Source organism: Spirosoma spitsbergense DSM 19989, from assembly GCF_000374085.1.
Classification (GTDB): domain Bacteria; phylum Bacteroidota; class Bacteroidia; order Cytophagales; family Spirosomataceae; genus Spirosoma; species Spirosoma spitsbergense.
Genome location: NZ_KB893611.1, coordinates 1 through 25897, shown reverse-complemented (window position 1 = coordinate 25897; position 25897 = coordinate 1). Strand labels below are relative to the sequence as shown.

The following is a 25897-nucleotide window of genomic DNA, read 5'->3' as shown; positions in this document are numbered from 1 at the left end:
AAACGGTGGGGCATTGAAGACTACCATAAGTCGCTGAAGAACAACACTTCACTGCAAAATTCACCGGCTCGTAGTATCACCACACAGAGCACTCATTTGCTGGCTTCAGTCTGTGCTTTTGTCAAGTTAGAGGGCTTAAAACTTGCTGAATCAACGAATCAGTTCGCCTTGAAAGGTCGACTGTATATCAAAGCCATTCAGGCAGCTTTAGCTGAACTCCGGTTTCTCCAACAAAAGAATCTCTTGTTAAACATTGACCCTGCGTAACTTCAGTTAGTTAGTAAAAGTGAAAAATAAGAAAGGTAAGATTATTGGTAAAAGGGCGTGTTCAATTTGCGAACGAGCAGGCCCAGTCAGCATCAGGCATTAATTGCAGGAGTCGTTGCAGCAGCTTTTCCAGGCCAGTTCGAATTCTTCCTCTTCAGCGGCCAGGGCACCATTGCAGGACATACTATTGGGTGGACCTCCACCCGCTATTTCACGCAATTGCTGCTCATCGAGCCGTGAGATGGTCTCTTTGTCAAGGGACAACTTATCAAGCGAAACTTTCTTTTTCATGGGGCTTATTCGTTAAACGTGAATTTAATTAATCGTTAACAGGGGTTGCTGCCACAGGATGCTTTGCAGCATGTACCGCCAGCGAGGGCTTCTTCCTCCAAAAGTTCATCACTTTTGCAGGAGAAGGTACCCATACCACCCGCTACTTCGCGGAGTTGTTCGTCATTCAGGCGGGCAATCGTCTCCTTGTCCAGGGTTAGTCGCTCCAGGGTAATCTGCTTTTTTTTCATTGTGCTTATCCGTTAAAAATGAGAAAAAATATTAGCGGGAATTGCTAGTTTAATTCTGAAACTAAGTACGTCTGTTTGAGCAGTTTATCGAAATATAATCGACTAAAGCAAGGGTCTTTTAGACAAACAGAGGTTGTTTTGCGACCAACCCGATGTTAACCCTGCATAAATGTTCCGGGACTGCGCGGATACAATTAGTACCCAGTACCCGCACGCATCCGAACAAACAACCGGCTAACCACCACACAGTAACAGGGGTTTTAATGTTTACGCCCTTCACCTATCGCGTTACTAAGCCGGTTTTCAGGTTTCATCAGAGCGAAAACAAAACCTAACGGTAACTAATATACGTTTACTCGAAATATGAACTCATCTCCATTTCCTGCGTATCACCCCGTGGGATCAATCACCGAGTTCAAGTTGATTTCTGACTAATTCGTAGTAATGCGCCCGCTTGTTTACCAGTTCATCGTGCGTTCCCTGCTCAACAATTTCTCCCCGGTGCAGCACCACGATCTGATCGGCATGACGAACCGTACTCAGCCGGTGAGCGACTACAACGACTGTTCGGCCCTTAAAAAACTGCTCCAGGTTTTCCATGATTACTTTCTCGTTGTTGGCGTCCAGGGCACTGGTTGCCTCGTCGAAAAAAATGTAGTCGGGCTGCTTGTACACAGCCCTGGCAATCAGGATTCGCTGCTTCTGACCCTGGCTGATGCCATTTCCTTCGGCCCCGATTTTTACGTTATACCCTAGCGGAGCTTCCTCGATAAACTGCTGAATGTTGGCTACTTTCACCGCATGAGCCAGGCGGGTAAGGTCAATACTTTCATCGCCGATGGCAATATTGCGGGCGATGGTATCGGAAAAAATGAACCCTTCCTGCATCACGACCCCGCACCGCCGACGCCAGAACTGGTGGCTGAGGGAGCCAAAATGCTGCTCGCCCACCCGAATTTCTCCGCTGTCGGGTTCATACATCCGTAGTAATAGTTTCAGGATGGTTGTTTTGCCACTTCCGCTCGTACCCACTATGGCGGTTGTACGACCCTGCGGTATAGATAAATTGATATTTTTGAGCACTGGCACATTACCCGCACCGGGGTAGGAAAAAGAAATATTCCGCAGGGTAATATCCTGTTGTTGAGGCAGGTAGTGCATAAGGGGTTTACCGTCGGGTTCTTCGTCAGGCACCATGTGAATATCATTCAGACGATCCAGGCTCAGTTTGGCATCCTGCGTTACCTGCATCAGCTGGATAAGCTGTTCGATGGGTGAGTTGAGCTGGCCAATGATGTACTGAACAGCCAGCATTTCGCCCAGTGTCAACTGCCCTTCCAGTACGGCTTTTGCGGCCAGAAAAATGACGACGATATTTTTGCCCTGATTGATGAAAAACGCGCCTACCTGTTGGTTTTGGTTGAGCGATAAGCTCTGGGTACTCAGTTTAAAAAACCGCGCCTGCACTCGCTCCCATTCCCAGATTTTCTGCGTGCCACAGTCGTTGAGCTTGATTTCGTGGATACCACTGACAAGCTGAATGATCTGATTCTGATTCTGTGAGGCAATCTGAAAACGCTTGTAATCCAGCTTTTTGCGCTGTCGCAGAAATATAACCACCCAGGCCGCATATAATCCACTCCCTAAAATAAAGACCGTAAAAATGGGTACACTGTACACCAGCAACACCCCACCAAACACCAGCAGATTGACCAACGAAAATAAAACGTTGAGCGTGGTATTGGTCAGGAAAGCCTCAATCCGGTTATGATCGCTCATGCGCTGCATGATGTCACCCGTCATTTTTGTGTCGAAAAAAGACAGCGGTAAACGCATCAGCTTCACCAGAAAATCAGACAGGATGGCCAATCGAATCCGGGTGCTGATGTGCAGCAGAATCCACCCCCGAATAAAATCGAGCGATGTTTGCCCAACGGCCAGCATCAACTGACCACCCAGTACCAGGTAAATGAAGTTCAGGTTATGGGTATTGATCCCAACATCAACAATGGATTTAGTCAGGAAGGGGAATATTAGCTGGAGCAGACTCCCCACCAGCAACCCCAGCAGTAATTGAACCAGCAGTTTTTTATACGTCAGTAAATAGGCATACAGCTTGCTCAGGCCAAGTTTGGATTCTATTTCGCCCTCCTGCTCATAAAAACGGGGGGTCGGTTCAAGCAGTAGAACAACCCCCTGCCCAACACCATTCTTCTGGGTGCTGGCCCAGTGCTGAACAAATTCGTGCTGCTTGTAGGCAATGAGTGCTTTGCCCGGATCGGCCACAAAAATCTTGTCCTTCCGTACCTTATGAACCACCACAAAATGGTTCTGATCCCAGTGAACGATGCAGGGCAGTGGAACGTCTTCATTGGTTAATTTATCCAGTGTCAGCACGGCCCCCATCGTACGGAAACCAATGCTCTCGGCGGCTTTGCTGATGCCCAACAGAGAGACCCCATCCCGGCTGTATTTCGTGAAGTTACGCAGTGTATTCAGCGTGTAGGTCCGACCGTAGAAGCGGGAGATCATCCGCAAACACGTTGGCCCGCAGTCCATTGCATCCAGTTGCCGGTAGTGAGGAAACAGCATGGCTAATTGGCGTTTAGCTTGAATATATCACTGATCAATTCCAGTCCCACGATGCGGTCTGTCGGTTGCATGGCCGCACTCATGAAAATGACTTCGTCGATACCGTAGCGTTCGCGCAGGGCCATTACTTCGTCGTGAAACTTGGCCGGGCTACCAAACAATTCCCCCCGGCCTACCGAGGTCTTTTTGTTCAGGGCGTTGATGATCCGTTTTGCTTTCTGGGATGTTTGATGGCAACAGCCCGCTACGGCCAGCGTAATCTGGGGCTGCACCTTGTGGCGCTGGTAGTATTCTTCCCGGAAAGCCTGGAGTTTTTCTTTTTCGTACGATACGTCGGAGCCGTAATGAAAAATAGAGCGGGCAAAGTTGGTTTTCAGCGTTAGTGCCCGGTTCAAACTGCCATACGAAACACCGAGCGTCCAGACGGCCGGTATAACCCCTTTGTAGGGGGGGATAACAACGCCTTTACCATCCTGATACAGTTCATCTTCATCGTGCAAATAGTGAACCAGCTCGGCCAGTTTATCGTCGAAAAGGCCCCGTAATGCCTGGTTACTTTGTTGAATGGAATATTGGGCTACGGTTTCGCTAACCACCCCATTAGCCACTCCCAGATCAATCCGGCCCGGAAACAGATTAGCCAGCAGTTTGAAGGACGTAGCTACGTGGTAGGGCGCGTGCAGGCTTAATAAAACACCCGCTACCCCCACTTTTATCCGTTGGGTCATGCCCGCCAGCAGGGGTACCAATGCCTGCGGATTAGACCAGGCCGACCGGGTCTGTGGAATGTGGTGCTCGGCAATCCAGAACCGGCTAAACCCCAATTGATCGGCATGACCGGCGTAGTCAATCAGGTCTTCAATAACCCGAAGGCTATTGAGTTTACTGTGCCGAAGGCCAAAATCCAATAAGCCTACTCGTATCGGTTCCATATGAATTAAGGTTTAACTGAACCTGTTTAATCGTCTAGTTATAAGAAGGAAATGACTTGTTTTAGCAGGGTGACGTTCATTTTTTACTGCGCAGACCGCTGCGGTTGAGAAACATGAACGTCACCCCGTTAAAAAGAGCTGTTTGCAGCCAGAAGCAACAAGTGTGAACGAATTCGTCAGTTAAGAGAGCAGGAAAATACGATCCCAGGCGTAGTTTTCTTCACTGACAGCCGACAGCAAAACAAGCGAGGCCCCCACAAAACCTTCGAGCAATTCACCCGCGTGTTCAGTGTATCGCGTATCATTTAATTCCTGTTTGAGATACTGAATTGTTTTGGCAAGCCAGAACTGGTAGGCATCGTAATAAGCCATCTGTCCGGTCTGGTCATAAAACCGTTTGTAATACTGAGCCACACCCGCCGATCCATGGCAGAAATGACTATCATTAATAATCGTCTCACGGGCCTGGTGCCGCTGTATGGTCGATGCACCAAGCTCATCAGCCAGCGATATCCAGTCGGGTCGGTTGAGGAGTTTACCCGCCTGGTAGAATAGCATTATTTCGTTCAGGTCGCCATAGCACCAGCCCAGCCGTGCTCCGTATTCTTTGCGATTTTCGGTACTATCCCACGGATTCAGTTCATCTATCGTAAGGGGGAACTCCGAAAACTTCCCATTCTCCGGCTCCGCTGGTGTCCGGTAACTTAGCAGGTACTGGATTCCCTCTTCCACGATACGCCGGATTGATTCCTGCGCAATTCCCCGCTCATAGATTCGCAGTAGTATAATCAGGGTTCCACACATCCCGTGGGCCAGACCGAAATTAGTATTCTTCGATTCGTTCAGGCGGGCAATGTGCGTATTGGGGAAACGAAGGCCCCGCTCGTCCCGAATAGCCAGGCTATCCAGCGCAGCCACCATCATGGTTAAGTACGAACCAACGTCCGGATTTTTTAGCCGACGCGTCAGGTAGAGCATCGCTCCGGTGGCCCCGTGCAGGTAATCCGTATTACCCTTATAAAGGTCAGGTAAGGCGGCCTGAAAAATGAGTTCGTCAAATTCCCGTAACTGCCCCTCAAAATCAATGTCGATAATTTCTTCTTCAATCAGCAGAGACATGGCGTAACCAAAGCCCGACAGACCGAACGAGAACGGATACTTGAGCAGATAAGGCGATGTTTTATCCTGGATATGCTGGACAACCTCTTCCAGGATAGCTACCCCCTGCTCGCCATACCGTTCATTCTGGTAGTACCGAAACAGGTAGAAATAGTAGATCATCCGGCCAATCCGTCCTGATAACAGCGTATCATTTTTGGGAGTCGATGCCTCAATCTGAATGCGCATCTGCATCAGCTTGAATTCGATGTCGGCTTGCGTAACAGTCATTGGTGTAGTCGTAGGCGCTATCATACTAGCCAGATTAGTTCGTCAAAAGAATAAGTATCGCGTTGCGTGCTCTTTATCAGGGTGGCTCCAATACCGGCAATACCCTCCATAAACCCAACATTGGTGTGCGGAAAATGCTGGTTGAACACGCCCTGATACCCCGCCGTTGCATTGTCGTGGGTGGCAAAGTCCGGGATCCGATCGTACCAGTGTCGGGCGGCTTCGTCCAGTTCGGGTTGCCCCGTCAGTTCATAGGCTTTGTCGAACAACAGGGCCGTACCCGATGCGCCATACAGAATACCGGCATCCCGGATGCCGCTTTCGGCGGGCGACCGGCGAGTGGCCGAAAAAGTAAAAACGGCCAGGCCCTCTTCTCCAATCAGGTGGTCGTTGAGTACCTGACCAGCCCGTAGCAGACTGTACGCAACGCCCATGTCACCGTAACATAATCCCAGCCTTGACTGTACCAGTTTTTCATGAACTATATCCGGGAAGAATGACCCTATCTGTTGGTAATTCTGCTGATGTACCAGTAGAAACCCAACGGCCCGCTGGACCATACCGGAAGCCAGATCGACCTGAATACCCAACTCGATGGCCCGGCACAAAAACAGCAGGATAGCCGCCGATCCGTGCGACAGGCCGAGGTAGACCCGGTTGTCGCCAAAAAGCTGAGAAGGCCAGTACAAATGACCGACCTCGTCGGCAACGGCAATCCGGTGTAATCCCACCACCAGTTGTTCTATGACCTGGCGGGCCGACTCCTGCGAAGCGGCCCGGCTCAGAAAATAATAACCTGGTCCGAGGGCACCCGTGTACGGATCGAAATCGCGCCGGTTCAGCGCGTCAGTCATCGTGGCAGCCAGTAACTGGTCAGGCCCCGTTAGCAACGCATTCGTATCCAACTCCACCAGGCTGTTTGCGTTGGCGTATTCCAGGAAAATCCCGAATTCGGCTAGCTCCTTCGTAAAGCTATGCCCTGCATACGGTTGCGTAACGCGCTGAACGGACTCCACCAGTAAGGTTTTTACCCGTTCCTGCGCGGTACTGTCATCGGCAAAATACGCGTAGTACGACCAGAAAAGCACCTGTCCCAGCACGCCCTTGCTATACCCGAACGCGGGTAAACTGTTTGCCGGTGAGGCTAAAGACCGGGCAATCCGATGGACGGCAGCCGTTATGTCGGTTTCGATAAACGCTTCCATACAACTGGGGCGACTGGATTAGTGGTTGATTCGACGTTGTTCGGTTTCGCTGCCAATGTTCCGTTCCCGCAGCTTGAGTCCTTTTGTCCCGAATTTATAGGTAAGGGTTGCCCGGATAAGCCGGGTATCGCGGTAACTGATGTCGCTTACGTTCTGATTGGCCGATGCCGTTTGGGTACCATACCGGCGCGTCCAGAAAATATCATTGGCATTGATTTTCAGGCTGGCTTTGTTGTTCCACAAACTTTTCTGCAGGCCCAGGTTCAGGTTGAACGTGCTCAGCTGTCGGGTGGTGGCGTACTGAAATGGCCCCTGATAGTAGGCCGACATATCTATTTTGTAGCCTTTGGCCAGCGAGAAGGTATGGACCGAACTACCATAGTAGCCCCACGAAACAATATCGATTCGATTACCCAGGAAGTTATTATCCTTCACCTTGCCATACGTTCCATACACGTTATTGGAGCTTTCCCACCACTTGGTAAGTCGAACGGGGAAGTTTACGTTAAGCCCCAGGCTACCCGACACGGCTAAGTTGGTGAAGAAGTGTCGCGTCACTTTGGTATCCTGAAACTGCTCGAATGTTTCGTAGGGAACGTCCGTCTGGTACGTATAATCGAGGCTGGTGGATATACTGTTGTTTAAGGTGTGTGACATCGTGAACACATACGCCCTGGCCGGATTCAGGTACGGGTTTCCCTGAAAATAGGTGTACTGATTGGTATAGAGAATAAAGGGATTCAGGTTGCTGTAGCTGGGGCGGTCAATTTCCCGACGGAACGACACCGATAGCTGGTGTTTCTCGCCGAAGGCCCGCTCCAGAAACAGGTTGGGAAACAGATTAGTGTAGTGGCGCTGAATCAGGGTGTTTGTCGTAACCGAATTAATATCGGCGTTTGTTTGCTCTACCCGTAGCCCGGCCTGCACCTGCCATTTATCAATCGTTTTCCGGAAGTTGATGTAACCGGCATTGATATTTTCTTTATAGATAAATTTATCCGTTCGACTCGGGTCACTTATCCAGGCACCGGCAGGGCTAAACTGCTGGTTAAACCGAACGTCGTTGTTGGTGGTCACAAAGGCGGTTTTCGCGCCAATTTCCATCGTCAGCCCACTCCGGAAAGGCATGGTATAATCTACCTTGTAGGTCATGAACTGGGTGGTGTAGGTAGGCAAATTCTGGAGACCATCCCGGTATTGAATAAAGTCGGGGTTCATGTAGCGCAGCCGACCTACATAGTAGGAGTTACTGGCAAAATAATCCCGGCCGTAATCGACGTTTACCTCGATGCTACGACCGTTCGTATCCAGACTACCTTTGTAGTTGAAATTATATGCCATGAAATCCTGCTGACTGTTACGATTGCCGGTTGTTTCCAGTACCGAGTCGATACGGGTTGGAATTGTGCTGAACTGCGTGGTTGAAAACTGATCGTAATCACCCCGGAACAGGTTTCCATCGGCACTGATGCCCACTACGTGTTTATCGGACAGGTAATAGTCGAGGCCCAGTTTGGCGCTATGGCTCTTGTTCTGGCTGGTGCCTTCCGAATTGGTCAGCAACTGAGCAGGTCCCTGCTGATTCTGAAACAGGCTGCGTTCTTCGGCCTGCCGCCAACTGCGACTGTTACCGTAGCTGTAATTACCGAACAGATTCAGTTTTCCCGCTTTGTAGTTAAAATTCCCCCCGCCGGTGTATTTGGTGTATATGCTCTGGGTCAGGCCCAGATTCAGGCTACCGTTGAAACCGAGTCGGGTGTTTTTCTTGGTTTTGATGTTGATGATAGCCCCGGCAAATGAATCGTACTTGGCGGAGGGTTGCGTAATCAGTTCGATGGTCGCGATGTTGTCCGATTTCAGGCTTTTGAGCAGTGAAGCCAGACTTTCGCCCGATACCTGCACCTGCTTGCCGTCAATCATAATCATCGTCGCTTTCCCCTGCATGGACACTTTACCGTTATCCCCAACCAGCACCCCTGGCGACCGTTCCAGCACTTCTAGGGCCGAGTTGCCTGAGCTGACCACACTATTTTCGACGTTGACCACAAACCCATCCGATTTCTTTTCGACGAATGGTTTGCTGCCGACCACCTTTACCTCGGTCAGTTGCCGGGCTTCGGTAGTGAGTCGAATGGTACCAATGTTGTATTCCGGCTCGGTACCAACCGTAAATGGTTGCCCGGTATAGTCCTGAAAACCAACAAAACTAACCCGCAGCCGGTAGGTTCCGGGCGCTACGTTATCGATACTAAAACGCCCGTCGACATCGGTGATAGCCCCTTTTACGAGCAGAGAGTCAGCCGCCTGTAGTACCGAAACAGTGGCGAAGGGAACGGTCGAACTGGTATTCGTTTGCTCCATAACGGAGCCGGTGAGCCGGGTGAGCGTTTGCGCGTAGGTTAGCGTACTGATTATAGTCAGTAAGCTCACTGCCAGCATAATTACAGGAAACTTTTTCATAGAAGTTGATACGTAATCGTTGATCATTTTACCTGCCATTTTCACATTCCGGTTTCTCTATGCTAAATCAACCGTATTCCAACCGGCTCGCCAATTTATTTCGACCACTATGCCTCCAGCATCGACTAACTATGAATTTTGCCGGTGGTGTAGTCTGTACGTGAAGTAGTCGGGTCCGTCAGGCTGGGGTTTACCTCGAACGAATCGGCTACCGGACCCGTTGGGCGACCGCCCAGAATAGCGTCCATTTCACTCGTCTGCAACCGTTCAAAGCCTACTTCATCAGAAATAGACCGCTTCTTTTTAGATCCAAAAACTCGTTTTAGCATATCCATCGCTGTGCTTGCTTATCAGTTAACCGCTCTTGTTAGTATGAAATACGGTTCTAATCAGGGCGTTGCCTACTTTTTTCGACCTACTCCATTTTGTTTTCGACAAAGTAGCCGTAAAGCTGGATAAGTGCCTGTGCTTAGTGCAGGCCAATGATGCGGTAGAACAGTTTCTGCTCGTCGAGCATGACTTCGGCGGTACCCTGGAGTTCGGGCTGGAGGGGTAGTTTCTTATTCAGGGTAGTGGTCAATCCCTGGCGTAAGCGCACATTGACCCGGTAGTGCTGATCGAAAGAGACCGGAATGAAGGAGGTAATAAACCCTTCGAGGTAGCCAAATTCATCCGTAGGGTATTCATCGAGCTGGATGAGCACCCGCTGCCCGGCCTTCACTTTGCCCGAACCCTGAATCGGTAACCGGATTTGCACATCACAACCCGAAACGACTAAGGGCATCACCAGAATGGTCGATAGTTTTATCTCTTTTTTACTGCCTTTCAGGATATGAACACGCCCCTTTACGGTGCTCCGATAGGCCACGCTGGTGCGCTTACTGCTGTTTTTTTCCAGTAGCACCGTATCGCCCGCCTGCACAATTTGCCCCGTATGCACCATACACTGATAGTCGATGTTCACATCTGATTTGTACCAGCTAATGCGGAATGGCTGCACCGTAGCACTAATAGTTACCGGGGCCGAAATCGTATCGGGAAACTTGATGAGGTAAGAGCAAAGCAGCAAAATCAGAAATACGCCAAACATGGCCGTGATTCCCCAGCGCACCACCCAATGCGGCACGTAGCCAATGATTTCCTGAATCTCATCGCTCAGGACGGTATGGGAGGATGCTTGTGGCATTGGTCGTTTGTGGTTTGTCGCGTTTGTCGTTTGCTGACGCCTGGTTGCTTTCGCTGGTCCGCTACCGCCAAACGACAAACATTTAACTAATCTATCTTCATTACTCAGGCTTCAGCCAGCTCGAGTTGGTCTTTCACTAAGTCGTAGTAGTAGCCTTTCCGGCTGACCAGTTCATGGTGAGTGCCCTGCTCCCGAATCATGCCGTTGTCAAGTACCACGATCTGATCCGCTTTACGAACGGTGCTTAGTCGGTGGGCAATTACCAGCACCGTCCGGTTTTCGAAAAACTGTTCAAGATTAGCCATAATCGTTCGTTCGTTATTGGCATCCAGCGCACTGGTGGCTTCATCGAAAAACAGGTATTTGGGGTCTTTGTAAATAGCCCTGGCCACAATAATTCGCTGCCGCTGCCCGCCACTCAGCCCGGCCCCCGTATTCCCGATCTTGGTCATAAAGCCAAGGGGTAACCGTTTTACAAAGTCGTGAATAGCGGCCACCGTAGCCGCTTCAACGAGCTTTACTTCATCGATCCGTTCGCCCTGAACAGCGATATTACGGGCAATGGAATCGGAAAAGATATAACCATCCTGCATCACAGAGCCACAGTTGGTACGCCACATTTTGGCCGATATATCGTTCAGGTCATTGCTGTCCACCAAAATTTCACCCTCCGTAGGCGGGTAGAACTTTAGTAATAGTTTCAGAAGGGTTGTTTTTCCACTACCGCTGCTCCCCACAATGGCCGTTACTTTGCCCTTGGGTATGTGCAGGGTAATATCTTTCAGTACATAAGCCGAATGCGGGCCACCGTAGCGGAACGACACGTTGTTCAGGACAATGCCGGTTTCGGTAGCGGCCGGGTGGGCATAGGCAGTAACGGGCACCGGTCCCGCGTCATACGGCCGGCGGATGGACAGCTTACCCATCGTCATTTCTTCGTCAATCTCTTCATCGGGCCGGTTATGAATTTCGCTGAGCCGCTCCAGACTGATTTTGGCATCCTGAATGCTCCGCAGAAACTGTAGAATCTGGCTGAGTGGCCCGTTCATCTGTCCCACAATGTAGGAGATACTCAGCATCATTCCCAGGGTCATTTCGTTCTGGATAACGGCCATGGCAGCCATGTAGGAAATGAGGATATTTTTGAGCTGGGTAAAAAACGTAGCCCCAATTTCCTGGTACTGTTCCAGAATAAGCCCCTGAATATTGATTTTAAATAATTTGGCCTGAATACGCTCCCACTCCCAGCGTTTGGCCCGTTCGCAGTTATTCAGTTTTATTTCCTGCATGCCCGTAATGAGTTCATACAGGCTATTCTGGTTGTCGCGTAAACGCTGAAACCGGCGGTAATCCAGTTCTTTACGGTGCTTTAGAAAAAGCAGAACCCAGCCGACCGACAGCACACTCCCGACCACAAAAACGAGGAGCAGATCAACATCGTAGAGCGTAAAAACGAGCGAGAAAATAACCAGATTCATCAGCGAAAACAGCGTATTCAACGTCGAACCCGTCAGGAAGGACTCAATCCGGTGGTGGTCGTTGATGCGCTGCGAAATATCGCCAATGTTTTTGGTGTCGAAAAAACTGATGGGCAGACGCATCAGTTTTATCAGGAAGTGCGAGATAATGGTGACGCTGATGCGGGTGTTGATGTGCAGCAGAATCCAGTTTCGGATGCTGTCAATAACGGTGCTGCCCACAAACAGTAGCAACTGCGACAACAGTATGAGGTGGACAAAACCCAGATTATGACGGTGTATCCCGTAATCGACCAAACCCTGCGTCAGGAACGGAAACAGCATCGCCAGCATACTGCTGAACAACATACCGAGTATGATCTGAATCAGATACCGTCGGTAGGGTGTCAGGTATTTCAGCAGGAACTGAAAACCCTGCGTTTTTTCGGTTCCCTGTTCCTGCTGCTCGTAAAAATGCGGAGTCGGTTCGAGCAGCAGCGCCACGCCTTTCTGATCGCCCGATGAAATCCAGCATCGGCGAAAGGTTTCCTGGTCTACGTGAATCAGGGCATGGCCGGGGTCAGCTACTAAAAACCGGGTTTGTTTTTTGATGAAGGGTAGAAAACCAAACAAGGAGCCAGATGCTTCGTAGAGAACCACAAAATGTTCCTGATTCCAGTGAAGAATGCAGGGCAACGGAACTTCCCGTACCAACTGGTCGTACGTGAGTTTGACCATGAGCGTTTTGAGGCCTATTTTTTCGGCTGCTTCACTAATGCCCAGCATACTCACTCCCTGCCGGGTGATGTAGGCATTGGCCCGCAAAAAATCCATGGAATACTCCTTGCCGTAATGAGCCGCCACCATTTTCAGGCAGGTTGGCCCACAGTCCATATAATCCAGCTGCCGGTAGTATTTGTATGCGTGTGCTCCCATGTGCGTCGTACTAAAACCTCACGTTTCACCCTGTTTCTGTTGAGTAAATAAATACTATAAAATGACAACAAACACCAACAATAGCCTGATTATCAGGTTACAACATTCATTTCACATTATCCCCTTTACAGTATCCATTCATTTGTACTGCCTGTACTGCGGCAAGTGCGTCGTCATACGATAGCGGGGCCAGATCGGCTTCCTGACGAATGGCAACCGGCAAAAACGCAATGACCCGACTCTGAGTGTGGGTGATAAGTTTCAGCAAATCCCGACAGTACACCGATGGATTATCGAAACCCTTTCGAGCACTGTAGCGGTGGGCCAGCAAACCGCCCCCGCAAACGGCCACGACAGGGCATTTCTGACATATTCGACTCAAGGTTTGATGGCTGTTTCGATGCAGGGCAATCAGGCTGTGATCCAGCGCATCCACCAGTGCGTGGGTACACACATTAACCCCTGTCTTGGTAAAATCGGGGCCGCAGATTTTCAGCATATCGGAAGGCTCGATTTCCCCGTTGGTTTCCACTACCATGAACTCATTAGTCCCCATCCCCCACCGTTCTGACTGTACGTCCTGCCCCAGAATCAGGGCAATCAATTGCTCGAACAGCCGAATCCGGGGTTTGTTCTTCGTCATAAACCACTGGTCAAATACGGTAATGAGCCAGTCGGCATAGGGTGTATCGCTGGTTGCTGGTTGATAGGGTGGCCGGTCGAACGTAGCATCGGGAAACAGGAAGTCCAGCTCCCTCACCCCTACCGACCGGAAATACTCGTATACCGCAACGGGGTTCGTTGTGGGGTCGATGACCGTTAGTACCCCCGGATGATTCACTAACCAGTCCGACTGGAGTGCGTACCTTAATCCACGTTCAACGGCCAGAAACGAGCTTTGTCCCCGGTGGTCTGTTCGGTAGCGATCATTGACAGATGCCGGTCCATCCAGACTGATACCAACCCGAATACCTAACCGCCCCAGGTGCCGACACCAGGCTTCGTCCAGCAACAGGCCGTTGGTCTGGATAAAAAAACGCGGTTCAACCGCTGGTGTCAGCCGGGCAATTGCCTGCGCCACAAACTGCTCGAAAAATCGTTTACCAGCCAGCAGCGGCTCTCCGCCGTGCAGGATAAAATCAAAGGTTTTCAGGCCATATCGATTGCAGTGTTCCAGTACCCGTTGCAGGAGCGCGTCCCGCACCAGGGCGGTCATTCGTTTGGGCTGGCGTTGGTACGAATCATCACCGGCATGGTACATGAAGCAGTAGGTGCAATTCAGATTGCACCGGCTGGCAACTTTTACGATGGCGCCCTTGATAACCAAGTGGAATGATGCGGTTAAGCGTTACGGCTTCAGTTTTTCGTCCTTATCCGCCCCACCGCCGTATTCAGTCCAGTTCCCTCCCCGGATAGCGTCACCGTCTATTTTCTGATCGTGCTGATCGAAATGGTCGAGGGCTTTTTTAGTAAGCTCTTTCTTTTTAGCCGGTATCGAAAATTGTTTTTTTTTCATGACTGTATGAGATAATACGGTTTAGCTGAAATCGAGTAAAATGGATGGCTGTCGGCGGTTAGGTTCCGGTTGCAGGTCATACAGGGGCGTGTATTCTTTATCGCCCCCCCTAATTTGCTGCGCTTCTTCTACGCCAATGACGTCGCCGAAGGGTTCGCCGGATTTCGGCAGTTCCCGCGCCCCGAAGTGTCGTTTCCAGAATGAGAGCGTTTTTTTCATGAATAGGGATCTTGAATAGTTGATGGAAATTAACAGCAGGATGGCTACTACTGAACTTTTTTCGACTAAGGGAAGCCCCCCTTCGACCAAGTAGCTGCCCGCGTCGATTCATGCATGGCCTCTTGTCACTTTCCGGGGTTCGTCCGGTGCAGGAACTGCCCGAAAAAAGAACCCCGGATCGAGCGTGGCCTTAGCACCAGCAACTCAATCCGGGGTTCGTACCCAGGTGGATTAACGCTCAAAAACCAATGATTATAGTCGTATCAATGGTAATACTTTCCGACTTTTTTTTGTCGAGGGCAGGTTGACTGAATGCACCATCCATGCGGCTGATTGTTTCTTTTTTCAACTGGAGAACCGGACGTATAATTGCGTTTTTCATGAGAGAAAGTAGTTAAGATTGCTATAATAAAAATAACGTATCAAATATTCCTGATTAAATCGTTGTACGAAAATTATTTCGACTAAATAGCTGTATTCTTAGATTTATGCTACCAAACGATAGAAGTAGCAAAAAAAAGGTGACTATTCTCTGGAGATATCTTTTATAATATCCCGGTAATTGATCCCAATGGGTACTTCCTTTTTATTAACCATTTCAATCGTGTTGCCATTGACAGCTACAATGGCAGATCGGCGGACGATGTAGGAGCGATTCACCCGGATAAAGTCGAGGTCAGGCAACAGTTGTTCCATCCGGCTCATAGTGATATGCGTAACCACCATCTTATCGGGCAGGAAAATTTTCACGTAATCTTTCATCCCCTCCACATACAGTATCTCATCGGTATTGACGTTCACCATCTTCTTGTCCTCTTTCACCCACAGGAATTTATTTACCAAAGTGGGTTTATCCGCGTTGGTCATTGTTCCGTTATCGGGTGGTACGCTTTCTACTGTTCCTACATTGCTTATTCGATCCCGCACCCGATTGAGGGCTTTTAGAAAACGATCAAAAGGAATAGGTTTGAGTAGGTAGTCGGTTACGTCGTACTCAAAGCCATCCATCGCGTAGTTGGGGTAAGCAGTCGTTACAATAATCTGCGGCCGGGTAGCCGTAAAAGACTTGAGGAGCTCGATACCCGTCATTTCGGGCATATTGATGTCCAGAAAAATAACATCGGGCCGTTGATTATGAATCATCGTAACAGCTTCGATAGCATTGTTACATTCACCCAGACAGGACAAGGTCGGTACCCGGGCTACAAATTTTTTAATCAACTCCCGCGCCAGCGGTTCGTCGTCGATGATCAGGCAGGTCAGGTTGCGTTCCATGGAGGATAATCATTAAATCGACTGTGTAAACACACGGCGTTTCGTGAATGTGTAACTGATGCTTATCGGGGTAAAGGAGTTCTAACCGGCGCTGGGTATTGGCCAGACCAATACCTCCAACCTCAGGCAACGGGTTTTTACGTATCCGCGCCGGGCCGGATGGCTTACTATTCTGAGCCTGAAAATAAAGAGTATTCCCTTCTATTCGTATATCGATGGTAACCCACGACTCTTTAATAGTGGCATTGAGACCATGTTTAAAGGCATTTTCGACAAATGTGATTAGAATAAGCGGGGTAATCGTTAGCCCCTGTACCTCACCATCCACCCGTAGCTGAATGGTATTCCATGCTTCGTGCCGAATTTTCTCCAACCCCACATAATCACTCAAAAAGCTAATCTCTTGGTGGAGAGGAACATACGATGCACCAGCTTCGTACAATACATAGCGCATTAAACTCGATAGTTTAAGTAATATGGTAGCCGCCTGTTCGTCTTTATCGACAATGAGGGAGTACACATTATTGACGGCGTTGAAAAAGAAATGAGGATTGACCTGCGAGCGTAAAAAGTTGAGTTCCAGTGACAGATTATCCCGCTCCAGTTGTGTAGTTCTGTTTCTGGTCACAAAAACATCCTTCATAAACTTCATAATGACGGGTATAACAGCATTTAAACTATAAGACCAATTCATTATAAAGACTGCGCTATTGGTAAATCCCCCCAGGAGCCCGGCCTTTCGATAAGCGTCAGCCACCCGTTGAACGCCTGGAGACACGGGATGGGCCTTGCTTACTTCAGTAAAAAAGTAATAAAAACACAGATAGTTAACAATGTAAATCAACAATAATCCGACGATTATCCATATCCATCTCTTTTGGTATAGTGAAGATAAAATAAGTGCAGATGATAAATAGTACGTTATCAATACAGCCAGGAAATTACCCAGAGTAAGCTCAAAGGTTGCTACATTGATACCAACAGTTCGGTTAATCCATTGATACTGAATCAAAAGCACTAAAAACATGAATACCCACAAGGCCAGATGCGTACCTACTCGCGCCCAGGCACTGGGGTAGAATTCATCTTTTACGAATAGTTGCCTCATGATAATAGGATGACTATTTCCTCTGAAAGCCACCGCATCGGTAGCATCCTGAAACAGCCTCTAAGTCAAATATATAGGTTTCAACCAATTTATGGATATTGTAACAAGGCATATTTTTGTTAACATATTGTTAAAAGAATCACTGCGGAAAATCGAGCGAAACGTGCTGGTCGGGGCGTCAGCAACGGTCGATTAAACAATAATGATTCTAACGAACAATACCAAAGCAGTCCTTTGGCGAAACCGGGTTGGGAAAGGTTTTTTCAAAGGCCTGTTTTTTTCACTTAGCCGCCATCCGGGCTGTAGGTTAACATCGGCAAATTTCAGGAAGTATTTCCCGCTGATTTAAGCGTGGCAAATGAACTCGTCTGTATTCAATACGTACTCTTTATCAAAGAACTGTCTTTTTATGCGAACTGGTTAACCCTTTCTGCTACCTAATAATACGATCTTACTGGTGGGAAATACTCGTTTTTTTCATTTTTTTTTAATCTGTTCTTAATTTTCATTAAAATATACCCCACGAAAAACCAGCATACGACGGGGCCTGCTTTACACACTGCTTTTTATAGCGCGTAAAATAACAAATCCCCAAGCCATCGCTGGCCTGGGGATTTGTCTATGACTAAAGTACTATCCGTTTACGCTTCTATTTCATCTTCCACCTCTACCCGGCGGTCGTGTCCTACTTCAAACTGAGCTTTCTTCGCTTCGGCCGAGGGTCTTAACCGAACGACGTGCAGTTTGTGCAGGATGCCGATGAGGGGGAACGTAGGGTCAAACTCGAACCATTTAGCCCCAAAATTGACCGAATTTGGCCGCTTGTGGTGGTTATTCTGGAACAACTCGCCCATCATTACTACGTCCAGAATCAACGAATTTTTCGATTCATCGTGATTGTCGAAATTCGAGTAGCCGTACTTGTGGCCACTCCAGTTGATAATGGCTCCGTGTACGGGTCCCATTACAAAGTGAACCGGCAGCAGGAAGAAAAACGCCCAGTGCATATCCAGGTAAAAGAACGCCAGCAAGTAAAACACACTGTAAAGAACGGCCCAGCCAGCCCGCGAGAACCAGGAATCGCCAACTTTCTCAATGAAATTCCATTCGGGATAATTACGATCGAACTGTTTTTCAACGGTCTGTTTACGGTGCAGTACAGCGTTATAAATGTCTTTGGTCTTCCACATCATCGTAAAAATATTCTTGGTGTGATGCGGAGAGTGTGGGTCTTTCTCTGTGTCACTGAAGGCGTGGTGCATCCGGTGCAACACGGCATACGCCCGTGGGCTCAGATACGACGAACCCTGCGATATATAAGTAAGGGCATAAAAGAACCGTTCCCAGAATTTGCTCATCGAGAACATTTTGTGGGCCGAATACCGGTGGAGAAAAAACGTTTGGCAGAACAGGGACAAATACCAATGCCCCAGGAACGCAACTAGTACAAAAATCACTATGGTAACTATTAAAAGATGGACGTGAGACTCACTAGGAATATTACTACAATAATAACGTTTTTTTGACTCCTTTGGGTTGCTTTCCCCAAATAATACTTTATTTAATTTGAGGTTGTGGCGTATTCCAGCAAGTTGGCCCCCATTCGCAGGGCCTGTTGCCGAACGGGTTCGGGGTCATTATACACGCTTTGGTCCTCCCAGCCGTTACCCAAATCGCACTCATAGCTGTAAAAACAAACCAGTCGTCCCTGATAAATCAGCCCGAAACCCTGGGGCGCTTTACCGTCATGTTCGTGTATCTTGGGCAGGCCCGTAGCAAACCGATACTTCTGCTGATACACCGGATGGTTAAACGGCAACTCGACAAAACTGAGTTCGGGGAACACCTTTTTCATCTCCCGGCGGATGAATTTATCCAGTCCGTAGTTATCGTCGATGTGTAGAAATCCACCTGATATCAGGTACCGGCGCATGTTATTAACGTCGGCATCACTGAAAGTCACGTTGCCATGCCCGGTCATGTGTACAAACGGGTAGCCAAAAATGTCGGTACTGCCCGGCTCCACAATATCCTCTTCCGGGAAGATGTTCATGCGCAGGTTAGCATTGGCAAACTTAATGAGGTTCGGCAGCGATGTTTTGTTGGCGTACCAGTCGCCCCCGCCGTTGTATTTCAACTTGGCGATTTTATAGGCATACTGGCCGTTGGCAATGATGCATGAACAATGAAGAATAACAAAAAGAAGAAGCAGCTTTTTCATAACATTAGTAAGGCAAGCACTACTGGTTAATAAAATTCAATAATTGACAGGCCGTCAGTGCCGCTGTTTCGGTGCGGAGCCGGTTAGTACCGAGCATTACCATCCGAAAACCAGCATCTACGGCCTGTTGCAGTTCCTTTTCCGAAAAATCACCTTCCGGGCCAACCAGCACCGCATACTGTCCGTTTGGCGTAGCCATATTCGCCAGCGGAGACGGTGGTTCATTGGCGGGCAAATGAGCCAGAAAACGCTGCGGTTCATCCACTGTTTTCAGGAGTTCCCCGAATGAAACGGCCTCGTCTAAACGGGGTAAAAACGACTGTAACGACTGCTTCATGGCGGCTATGGCAATTTTTTCCAGGCGTTCCAGCTTCAGCACCCGACGCTCGGAATGCTGTCCGAAAAAGAAACTGATTCGTTCAATTCCAATTTCTACCGCTTTCTCCACAAACCACTCAATACGGTCCATGTTCTTGGTTGGTGCCACGCAAATGCGAATAGAGAACGACCGAAGATGGGTTGTTTGTGTATCGGTAATCCGAAACTGGCAACGCCGACCATCTGCCTGGGTAATAACGGCCGTATGCCGGTTTCCGTTTCCATCCGTCACGGCAATAACCTCGCCAACTCCAAGCCGCAATGTCCTGATAGCATGGCGCGAATCGTCTTCGGTTAAAAAGTTTACAGCATCGGGCGAATCCACGCCGGGCTGATAGAATAAGTGCATATGGCAAAGATACGCACCTATTTTTCACGATCTATTTCACATCACTCCACAACCAGCGTAATGATTCGGGCAAAATAGAGCCGCCGTGTTTACCGTTATGGCCACCCGTACCGCCCACAAACTTGTAATCGTACTGGCTGAATTTAAGCGCTTTGTCCATCTGCTGATTACTAAGCCACCAGTTGCCGTGCTGATTGTCGAGGTCGTTGCTGCCGTCCTGCAGGAACACCTTAATGTTTCGCTTCGGCGATTTCCGAATCAGGGACGGGTACACATACCCACCTTTTATATTGGTAAAGCTACCAATCTGGCTCAGCACTTTGTGGAAATAATCGGGCCGCTGCCAGGCCGCCGTAAAGGCGCAGATTCCCCCTGAAGATAAACCGCAGATAGCGTGCATGGTGGGCGATTCGGCCAGTTTATAGGTTTTACTGATTTCAGGAATCAATTCCTCCAGCAGTAGCCGGACGTATTGATTGGTCAGGGTATCGTACTCAACACTGCGATTGTCGGCCCGAAATGGGTCTTTGGGTAGTTCATTACCATGCTGACCGGGGTTGATAAACAGGCCAATGGTAACGGGCATGGCTTTTTGGTGAATCAGGTTATCGAATACAATAGGCACCCGAAAATCACCGTCTTCTTTTACATAAGTATGCCCATCCTGAAAAATCATCAGCGCTGCCGGTGTTTTGCCATCGTACTGCGCCGGTACATACACGTAATACTCCCGGATGGTGTTCGGAAACACGGTACTCTTCCAGACAAACTTCGTAACCACACCTTCGGGAACCCCCGCCTGCCGCTGCGAATCAGGGCCGTAGGTAACCGTTTCGGAGACCGGATTCTGCTGGGCGCGGGCGAGTGGACTACCGAACAGAAAAACGGGGCTTATTAGCCAAATGAGTAGGTACTGTTTCATAATAAAGTAGATTGAGACTACGGAGTACTGCGCTGTACTACGCCTGCTACAGCATACGGCGGTCAGCCAGCGTGCGGTTTGTCAGGATCAGGAGCAGTAACCCTTTGAGTGAATCAAGGACCAGATTATCAGGTTTACCAAAGGCAATATAAATACCGATGCCAATACCAATCCACCACAGACTGAGCAGGTAACACAGGTTCTGAAATCCGCGCTTTCGCTGCCAGACCTGCCAGATGGCCAGCCCGCATACCAGCGATACGAAAAGCAGTGTCCAGCCAACGATGTATCCTAAAAAGGATGTCTCGGCGGTTAAACCCACGCCAAATTGCTTCAGCGTGAACTCGCGGGCGAAGAACGCCCCGCCCGTTAGTGCCAGTTCAATGAGTAGCGCTACGATGAGCAGGGTTAGGAGTAGTTTGCGGGCCATGCGAAGATGATTTGACAGGAAAGTAACCACAAAACCCGATTTACTCTATTTATTCCCCGCTCAACTCAACTCCTGCCCTACCGGCTCCCCGGAACCCGGCCGACCGGCCGACCTGTCGAACCATCATTTTTTTGTACTTTTACAGCATACAATCCTTTGCTGTGAAAAAAGTTGCCTTTTATACGCTTGGCTGCAAGCTGAACTTCTCCGAAACCTCAACCCTCGCCCGCCTGATGGAGCAGCAGGGCTACGAGCGCGTGGAGTTCAATCAGCAGCCCGATATCTTCATCATCAACACCTGCTCCGTGACGGATAATGCCGACAAAAAATGCCGGAAGATTGTTCGGGAAGCGCAGAAAATAAACCCCGATGGGTACGTGGCCATTGTAGGCTGTTATGCTCAGTTGAAACCCACGGAGATTTCGGAAATTCCGGGAGTGGATGCCGTACTGGGGGCAGCCGAGAAATTCCGGTTGCACGAATTGATGCCCACGTTCGTGAAAGTGCCAAACGGCCAGCCCGCTCAGGTATTCAATTCGCCCATCGAAACCGCCATCGACTACCATGCGGCCTACTCGCTCAACGACCGCACACGCACGTTCCTGAAAGTGCAGGATGGATGCGATTACCCCTGCGCCTATTGCACTATTCCGCTGGCACGGGGGAAAAGCCGTTCCGACACTATTGAAAATGTAGTTAGGGCAGCCCAGGAGATTGCAGAACGTTCGGTCAAGGAAATTGTATTGACCGGCGTAAACATCGGTGATTTCGGTGTAGGTAGTGGCAACAGCTTACTGAATCAGCAACCCGAAACATTCCTGGACCTGATACAGGTGCTGGACGAGGTAGCAGGCATCGAGCGATTCCGTATTTCGAGCATCGAACCGAATCTGCTCACCGACGATGTTATCCGGTTTGTAGCGCAATCGAAGCGGTTTGTGCCCCATTTTCACGTACCGTTGCAATCGGGGAGCAACCGCGTACTGGGCCTGATGCGCCGACGTTACAAACGCGAACTCTACACTGACCGCGTGCAGAAAATAAAACAACTGATGCCCCACGCCTGTATCGGGGTAGACGTAATTGTGGGCCACCCCGGCGAAACCGACGTGGCGTTTAAAGAGACTTACCAGTTTCTGAACGAGCTGCCCATTTCCTACCTGCACGTTTTTACCTACTCCGAGCGACCCAACACCACCGCGCTGACAATCAAGCCCACCGTACCGGGCCACATCCGGGCCGAACGCTCGAAGATGCTGCATAGCCTGTCCGACAAAAAACGCCGGGCCTTTTACGAATCCCAGGTTGGGCAGGATGCCACCGTGTTGTTTGAAGAGGACGTTACTGAAGCCGACCGTCGGACCGGCATCATGCAGGGTTTCACCGAAAACTACGTCCGCGTAGTAGCCAAATACGACCCCCTGTTAATTAATGAGATGCTGCCCGTACACCTGACAGGCATCAACACGGATGGGTTAATGGAAGTGAGCGAGCCGGAAGCGGTGCTGGAAATCCATTGACGGTCGCCCCGTAGGTAACTGGATTTTTTCGTTGGAAATTGTAGCCATACGATTCCAGCTGAACGGGCAAACAATTCCGGCAGGCCGGTCGTACACGAACGCCGTTCAGAAAGAGTTTATGAATGAGAAGAAGAGCTGCCTGGAAAAGTCTCTCGAAAAAGGTTAAATTCATTCTACTCCCCTTTACACCAGTTCCGGAACCGCTACCGGGCTAACCGTTACCGCAACGCCCGTTAAAGCCGCATTACCGCTTAGCGCATCCAGCAGGGTTTCGTCGGTCAGGTCATTGATGCTGACACCCGCGTGAGCCTGGGCTACGCCGAGCCGTATACCAGGGCGGTTATGGCCGTATCCGTGGGGCATCGATACCACGCCGGGCATCATGTCGGTGGTCACTTCGGCGGATAGTTCAACCCTCCCCACACGCGACGCGACCCGCACCTTCTGGCCATCGGCAATCGCTAACCGGGCCGCATCCACCGGGTTGATTTGCAGGGTACAGCGGTTGGGGCCTTTAACGAGCCGGTAGGCATTATGCAGCCAGGAATTATTGTCGCGCAGGTGCCGACGACTGATGAGGTGTAATTGTGGTGGTGTGCGGTCGTCCGTGTTCGCTGCCAGCCAATCAAAATTTTTCCGGGCGCGGTCCAGGTCGGTGAGGAACGGAGCGGTGGCCACGTCGATCCGATTGCTGGCAGTCATCAACCGGTCGGGGAGTTGCGACTGGAGGGGACCGAGGTCTATACCGTGCGGATTGTCGCGCAGGGTTTGTACCGATAGATTCTGGTCTTTGTACCGGCCGTAGCGCAGTGCCAGGTCAATTTTTTGCTCCGGGTTTTCGGGTTGCGGACCGGTGTGCTGGTCGTATTGTTCGTCTTCCAGATAGAGCCGGAGGTACTCGTAAATCTCCCAGTCATACAACATCCCGTCGGGCTTAGGCACCATTGGGTCAGAGTAGCGGGACGTGTTACGGATGGCCAGGGCGTGAAACGTCAGGTCGTAATGGGCGGTTTCGAGGCCGGTAGCTGGTGGCAGAATGTAGTCGGCATGGCGTGTGGTTTCGTTCCGGTAAATATCCACCGACACCATAAAGTCAAGCTGCCCAAGGGCGGTATCCAGCTGCCCGCCGTTGGGAGTCGATAAAACCGGGTTACCGCAACTCGTCACCATCGCCCGAATGGGTTGTTCGCCCTCCGTGCGGGCCGGGGTCAGTATTTCCTCGGCCAAACACGAAACGGGTAGTTCGCTCATGAACTCCGGGTACCCACTCACGCGGCTCCGGTAGCGATTGTGTTTCGCATACAGTTGCCGCTTACCCACTATATCGAACGCAGGGCTCGAAAACATCATGCCACCCGGCTCATCCAGATGGCCGGTCAGGGTATTCAGCACGTTGATAAGCCACAGACACAAACTCCCGAACGACTGCACCGACACGCCTACGCGACCGTATAAAGCAGCCCGTTCGGCCTGGGCAAAGTCGCGGGTGAGCTGGCGGATGGTGTCGGCCGCAATACCCGTCACGCCGGCAACCCGTTCCGGGGTAAAATCAGCTACGGCATCCCGGAGCCGGTCGAGGCCGTCGATGATGGACGCAAGCCTACCCAGCCGCACCAGGTTTTCGGCGAATAACACCTGCGCCATTGCCAGCAGCAGATAGACGTCGGTGCCGGGACGGATAAAATGGTGCGCATCGGCGCGAAGAGCCGTTTCGGTGCGCCGGGGGTCGATTACGATAACGTTTCCACCCCGTTTTTGAATGGCCTTCAGTCGGTTGGCAACATCGGGCGCGGTCATGATGCTCCCGTTGGAGGCAATGGGATTACCCCCAATGATTATCCAGAGGTCAGTACGGTCGATATCCGGCACGGGTAGCAAAGCAGGGTGTCCAAATAGCTGCCAGGCCGCAAAATGATGCGGATACTGGTCGACTGACGAAGCCGAAAAGATGGTCCTCGTTCGGAGGGCTTTAATAAAACCGGGTGCGCACAGCAACGTACCGGAATTATGCACGGATGGGTTACCGCCGTAAAACCCAATGGCGTTGGGGCCACTTTCAGCGCGAATGGCCCGTAGCCGGTCGGTCACTTCCCGAAAAGCCTGCTCCCAGCCAATTTCGGCCCAGGAAACCCCGCCATCAGCCGCCACCACCTTTTTCTGTGGTTTCCGAAGGCGGTCAGGGTCTTCGTACACATCCTTGAGGGCTACGGCTTTGGGACAGATATGCCCCCGGCTAAACGGGTCCTCCTTATCGCCTGCGATGCTCACTACCTGGCCGTTCAGGTGTTTTATGTCGAGGCCGCAGATGGCTTCGCACAGGTTACAGGCTCGGTAATGGATCTGGACGTCCATGCTGCGTTACGTGGGTTTAGGTGTATGGCTGTTTACCGAATCGGGTTCATTACGTAACTCGTTTGTTACGATAACCCGTTCGTTACGGTGACCTTCACTACGGTGGTTCATCGTACTGGCAAGGTAAGGAAACCAGCAGATGAATACCAATAGCAGAGCAGGCAGTTCGTATAGATAATCTGCAAGAATTACGGCACTTCCCAATTGTTGACCCTTACGCGCTTTGCGTGGCGGATTGACTATGTTGAACCGTTCGAGGTAAGACCAACTTATTTCAGTCAGCTAATTGTCAATTCCAAAATAGAGGTGAGACTTCAAGTTTTACGGAAGTTTTCTAAGGGCTGGAAAACTTGTCCTACACCCGACTATACTAAATAACGCGAACTATGGGATTGTGAAATTCTTAAAACCGGCGTTTAAAGGGCATATGAGCCGAAATTGGTAGTTTTGGGTGCTAACCAAACAAAACTAACCAGCCCCGAACTCACATGCTGACCGAAATTTACTGCGATGTCGATGACTTTTGCAAAGCACAACGCTCAATCATTGCTAAAGCTCTTCACCACTGTGGTGCTTACAAGAAGAATCATCCCAGTCAACTCACTCTTAGTGAGGTGATGACAATTCTGATTTATTATCATCTAAGCCCCTATAAAAACTTG

General features: G+C 50.0%; 23 protein-coding genes and 2 pseudogenes. 3 read left to right on the top strand and 22 right to left on the bottom strand.

Features of this window, described 5'->3' with window-relative positions; genetic code table 11:
• Window positions 1-267: pseudogene (locus B157_RS39495) on the top strand (IS701 family transposase); the annotation flags it as partial.
• A 99-nt stretch (window positions 268-366) separates the two neighbouring features.
• Here the strand turns inward: B157_RS39495 and B157_RS0132205 are convergent.
• From B157_RS0132205 to B157_RS0132105, 21 genes are all read right to left on the bottom strand, one after another.
• Window positions 367-558 (bottom strand): class I lanthipeptide, encoded by a 192-nt coding sequence (locus B157_RS0132205; protein WP_020607420.1) that lies wholly within the window; start codon window positions 556-558, stop codon window positions 367-369.
• Between the two features lie 35 nt (window positions 559-593).
• Window positions 594-788, bottom strand: a complete 195-nt coding sequence (locus B157_RS0132200) for a class I lanthipeptide (RefSeq protein ID WP_020607419.1) — start codon at window positions 786-788, stop codon at window positions 594-596.
• Between the two features lie 402 nt (window positions 789-1190).
• Window positions 1191-3380, bottom strand: coding sequence for a peptidase domain-containing ABC transporter (locus tag B157_RS0132195; RefSeq protein WP_020607418.1), 2190 nt, complete (start codon window positions 3378-3380; stop codon window positions 1191-1193).
• Between the two features lie 2 nt (window positions 3381-3382).
• Window positions 3383-4312, bottom strand: a complete 930-nt coding sequence (locus tag B157_RS0132190) for an LLM class flavin-dependent oxidoreductase (protein WP_020607417.1) — start codon at window positions 4310-4312, stop codon at window positions 3383-3385.
• A 180-nt stretch (window positions 4313-4492) separates the two neighbouring features.
• Window positions 4493-5701 carry a lanthionine synthetase C family protein gene (locus B157_RS0132185; RefSeq protein ID WP_020607416.1) on the bottom strand — a complete coding sequence of 403 codons (1209 nt, stop codon included), beginning with the start codon at window positions 5699-5701 and terminating at the stop codon, window positions 4493-4495.
• Window positions 5702-5721: 20 nt separating this feature from the next.
• Window positions 5722-6906 (bottom strand): lanthionine synthetase LanC family protein, encoded by a 1185-nt coding sequence (locus B157_RS0132180; protein ID WP_020607415.1) that lies wholly within the window; start codon window positions 6904-6906, stop codon window positions 5722-5724.
• Between the two features lie 18 nt (window positions 6907-6924).
• Window positions 6925-9366, bottom strand: coding sequence for a TonB-dependent receptor (locus B157_RS0132175; RefSeq protein WP_169521828.1), 2442 nt, complete (start codon window positions 9364-9366; stop codon window positions 6925-6927).
• Window positions 9367-9491: 125 nt separating this feature from the next.
• Window positions 9492-9695 carry a hypothetical protein gene (locus B157_RS0132170; RefSeq protein ID WP_157618667.1) on the bottom strand — a complete coding sequence of 68 codons (204 nt, stop codon included), beginning with the start codon at window positions 9693-9695 and terminating at the stop codon, window positions 9492-9494.
• A 140-nt stretch (window positions 9696-9835) separates the two neighbouring features.
• Window positions 9836-10552: an HlyD family secretion protein gene (locus B157_RS0132165; protein WP_020607412.1), complete on the bottom strand. Its 717-nt coding sequence runs from the start codon at window positions 10550-10552 to the stop codon at window positions 9836-9838.
• Window positions 10553-10656: 104 nt separating this feature from the next.
• Window positions 10657-12945 carry a peptidase domain-containing ABC transporter gene (locus B157_RS0132160; RefSeq protein WP_020607411.1) on the bottom strand — a complete coding sequence of 763 codons (2289 nt, stop codon included), beginning with the start codon at window positions 12943-12945 and terminating at the stop codon, window positions 10657-10659.
• Window positions 12946-13051: 106 nt separating this feature from the next.
• Entirely contained in the window at window positions 13052-14272 is a 1221-nt protein-coding gene (locus B157_RS36475; protein ID WP_020607410.1) for a radical SAM protein, read from the bottom strand.
• A 21-nt stretch (window positions 14273-14293) separates the two neighbouring features.
• On the bottom strand, window positions 14294-14461 hold the full coding sequence (locus B157_RS38705; protein WP_020607409.1) for a hypothetical protein: 168 nt from the start codon (window positions 14459-14461) through the stop codon (window positions 14294-14296).
• 21 nt (window positions 14462-14482) lie between these two features.
• On the bottom strand, window positions 14483-14680 hold the full coding sequence (locus B157_RS0132145) for a hypothetical protein (RefSeq protein WP_020607408.1): 198 nt from the start codon (window positions 14678-14680) through the stop codon (window positions 14483-14485).
• 238 nt (window positions 14681-14918) lie between these two features.
• Window positions 14919-15062, bottom strand: coding sequence for a hypothetical protein (locus tag B157_RS38700; RefSeq protein WP_020607407.1), 144 nt, complete (start codon window positions 15060-15062; stop codon window positions 14919-14921).
• Window positions 15063-15205: 143 nt separating this feature from the next.
• Complete coding sequence (locus B157_RS0132135; RefSeq protein WP_020607406.1) at window positions 15206-15955, bottom strand: LytR/AlgR family response regulator transcription factor; 750 nt, start codon at window positions 15953-15955, stop codon at window positions 15206-15208.
• Complete coding sequence (locus B157_RS39200; protein WP_169521827.1) at window positions 15894-16598, bottom strand: sensor histidine kinase; 705 nt, start codon at window positions 16596-16598, stop codon at window positions 15894-15896. Before B157_RS39200 ends, B157_RS0132135 begins: the two co-directional genes overlap by 62 nt.
• Before the next feature lie 1106 nt (window positions 16599-17704).
• Window positions 17705-18517 (bottom strand): acyl-CoA desaturase, encoded by an 813-nt coding sequence (locus B157_RS0132125; protein ID WP_026309103.1) that lies wholly within the window; start codon window positions 18515-18517, stop codon window positions 17705-17707.
• A gap of 107 nt (window positions 18518-18624) precedes the next feature.
• Entirely contained in the window at window positions 18625-19284 is a 660-nt protein-coding gene (locus B157_RS0132120; RefSeq protein ID WP_020607403.1) for a DUF4159 domain-containing protein, read from the bottom strand.
• 19 nt (window positions 19285-19303) lie between these two features.
• Entirely contained in the window at window positions 19304-20011 is a 708-nt protein-coding gene (locus B157_RS0132115; protein ID WP_020607402.1) for a 16S rRNA (uracil(1498)-N(3))-methyltransferase, read from the bottom strand.
• A 31-nt stretch (window positions 20012-20042) separates the two neighbouring features.
• A complete protein-coding gene (locus tag B157_RS0132110; protein ID WP_020607401.1) occupies window positions 20043-20933 on the bottom strand; it encodes an alpha/beta hydrolase in 891 nt (296 codons plus the stop codon).
• Window positions 20934-20979: 46 nt separating this feature from the next.
• Window positions 20980-21363, bottom strand: coding sequence for a hypothetical protein (locus B157_RS0132105; protein WP_020607400.1), 384 nt, complete (start codon window positions 21361-21363; stop codon window positions 20980-20982).
• A 161-nt stretch (window positions 21364-21524) separates the two neighbouring features.
• On the opposite strand from B157_RS0132105, the gene mtaB reads away from it, so the two are divergent.
• Window positions 21525-22883 (top strand): tRNA (N(6)-L-threonylcarbamoyladenosine(37)-C(2))-methylthiotransferase MtaB, encoded by a 1359-nt coding sequence (gene mtaB, locus B157_RS0132100; RefSeq protein WP_041952390.1) that lies wholly within the window; start codon window positions 21525-21527, stop codon window positions 22881-22883.
• A gap of 183 nt (window positions 22884-23066) precedes the next feature.
• Here mtaB and B157_RS0132090 read toward each other — a convergent pair whose 3' ends face one another.
• Window positions 23067-25235 (bottom strand): molybdopterin oxidoreductase family protein, encoded by a 2169-nt coding sequence (locus B157_RS0132090; RefSeq protein WP_020607398.1) that lies wholly within the window; start codon window positions 25233-25235, stop codon window positions 23067-23069.
• A gap of 488 nt (window positions 25236-25723) precedes the next feature.
• On the opposite strand from B157_RS0132090, the pseudogene B157_RS40670 reads away from it, so the two are divergent.
• A pseudogene (locus B157_RS40670) lies at window positions 25724-25897 on the top strand (IS982 family transposase); the annotation flags it as partial.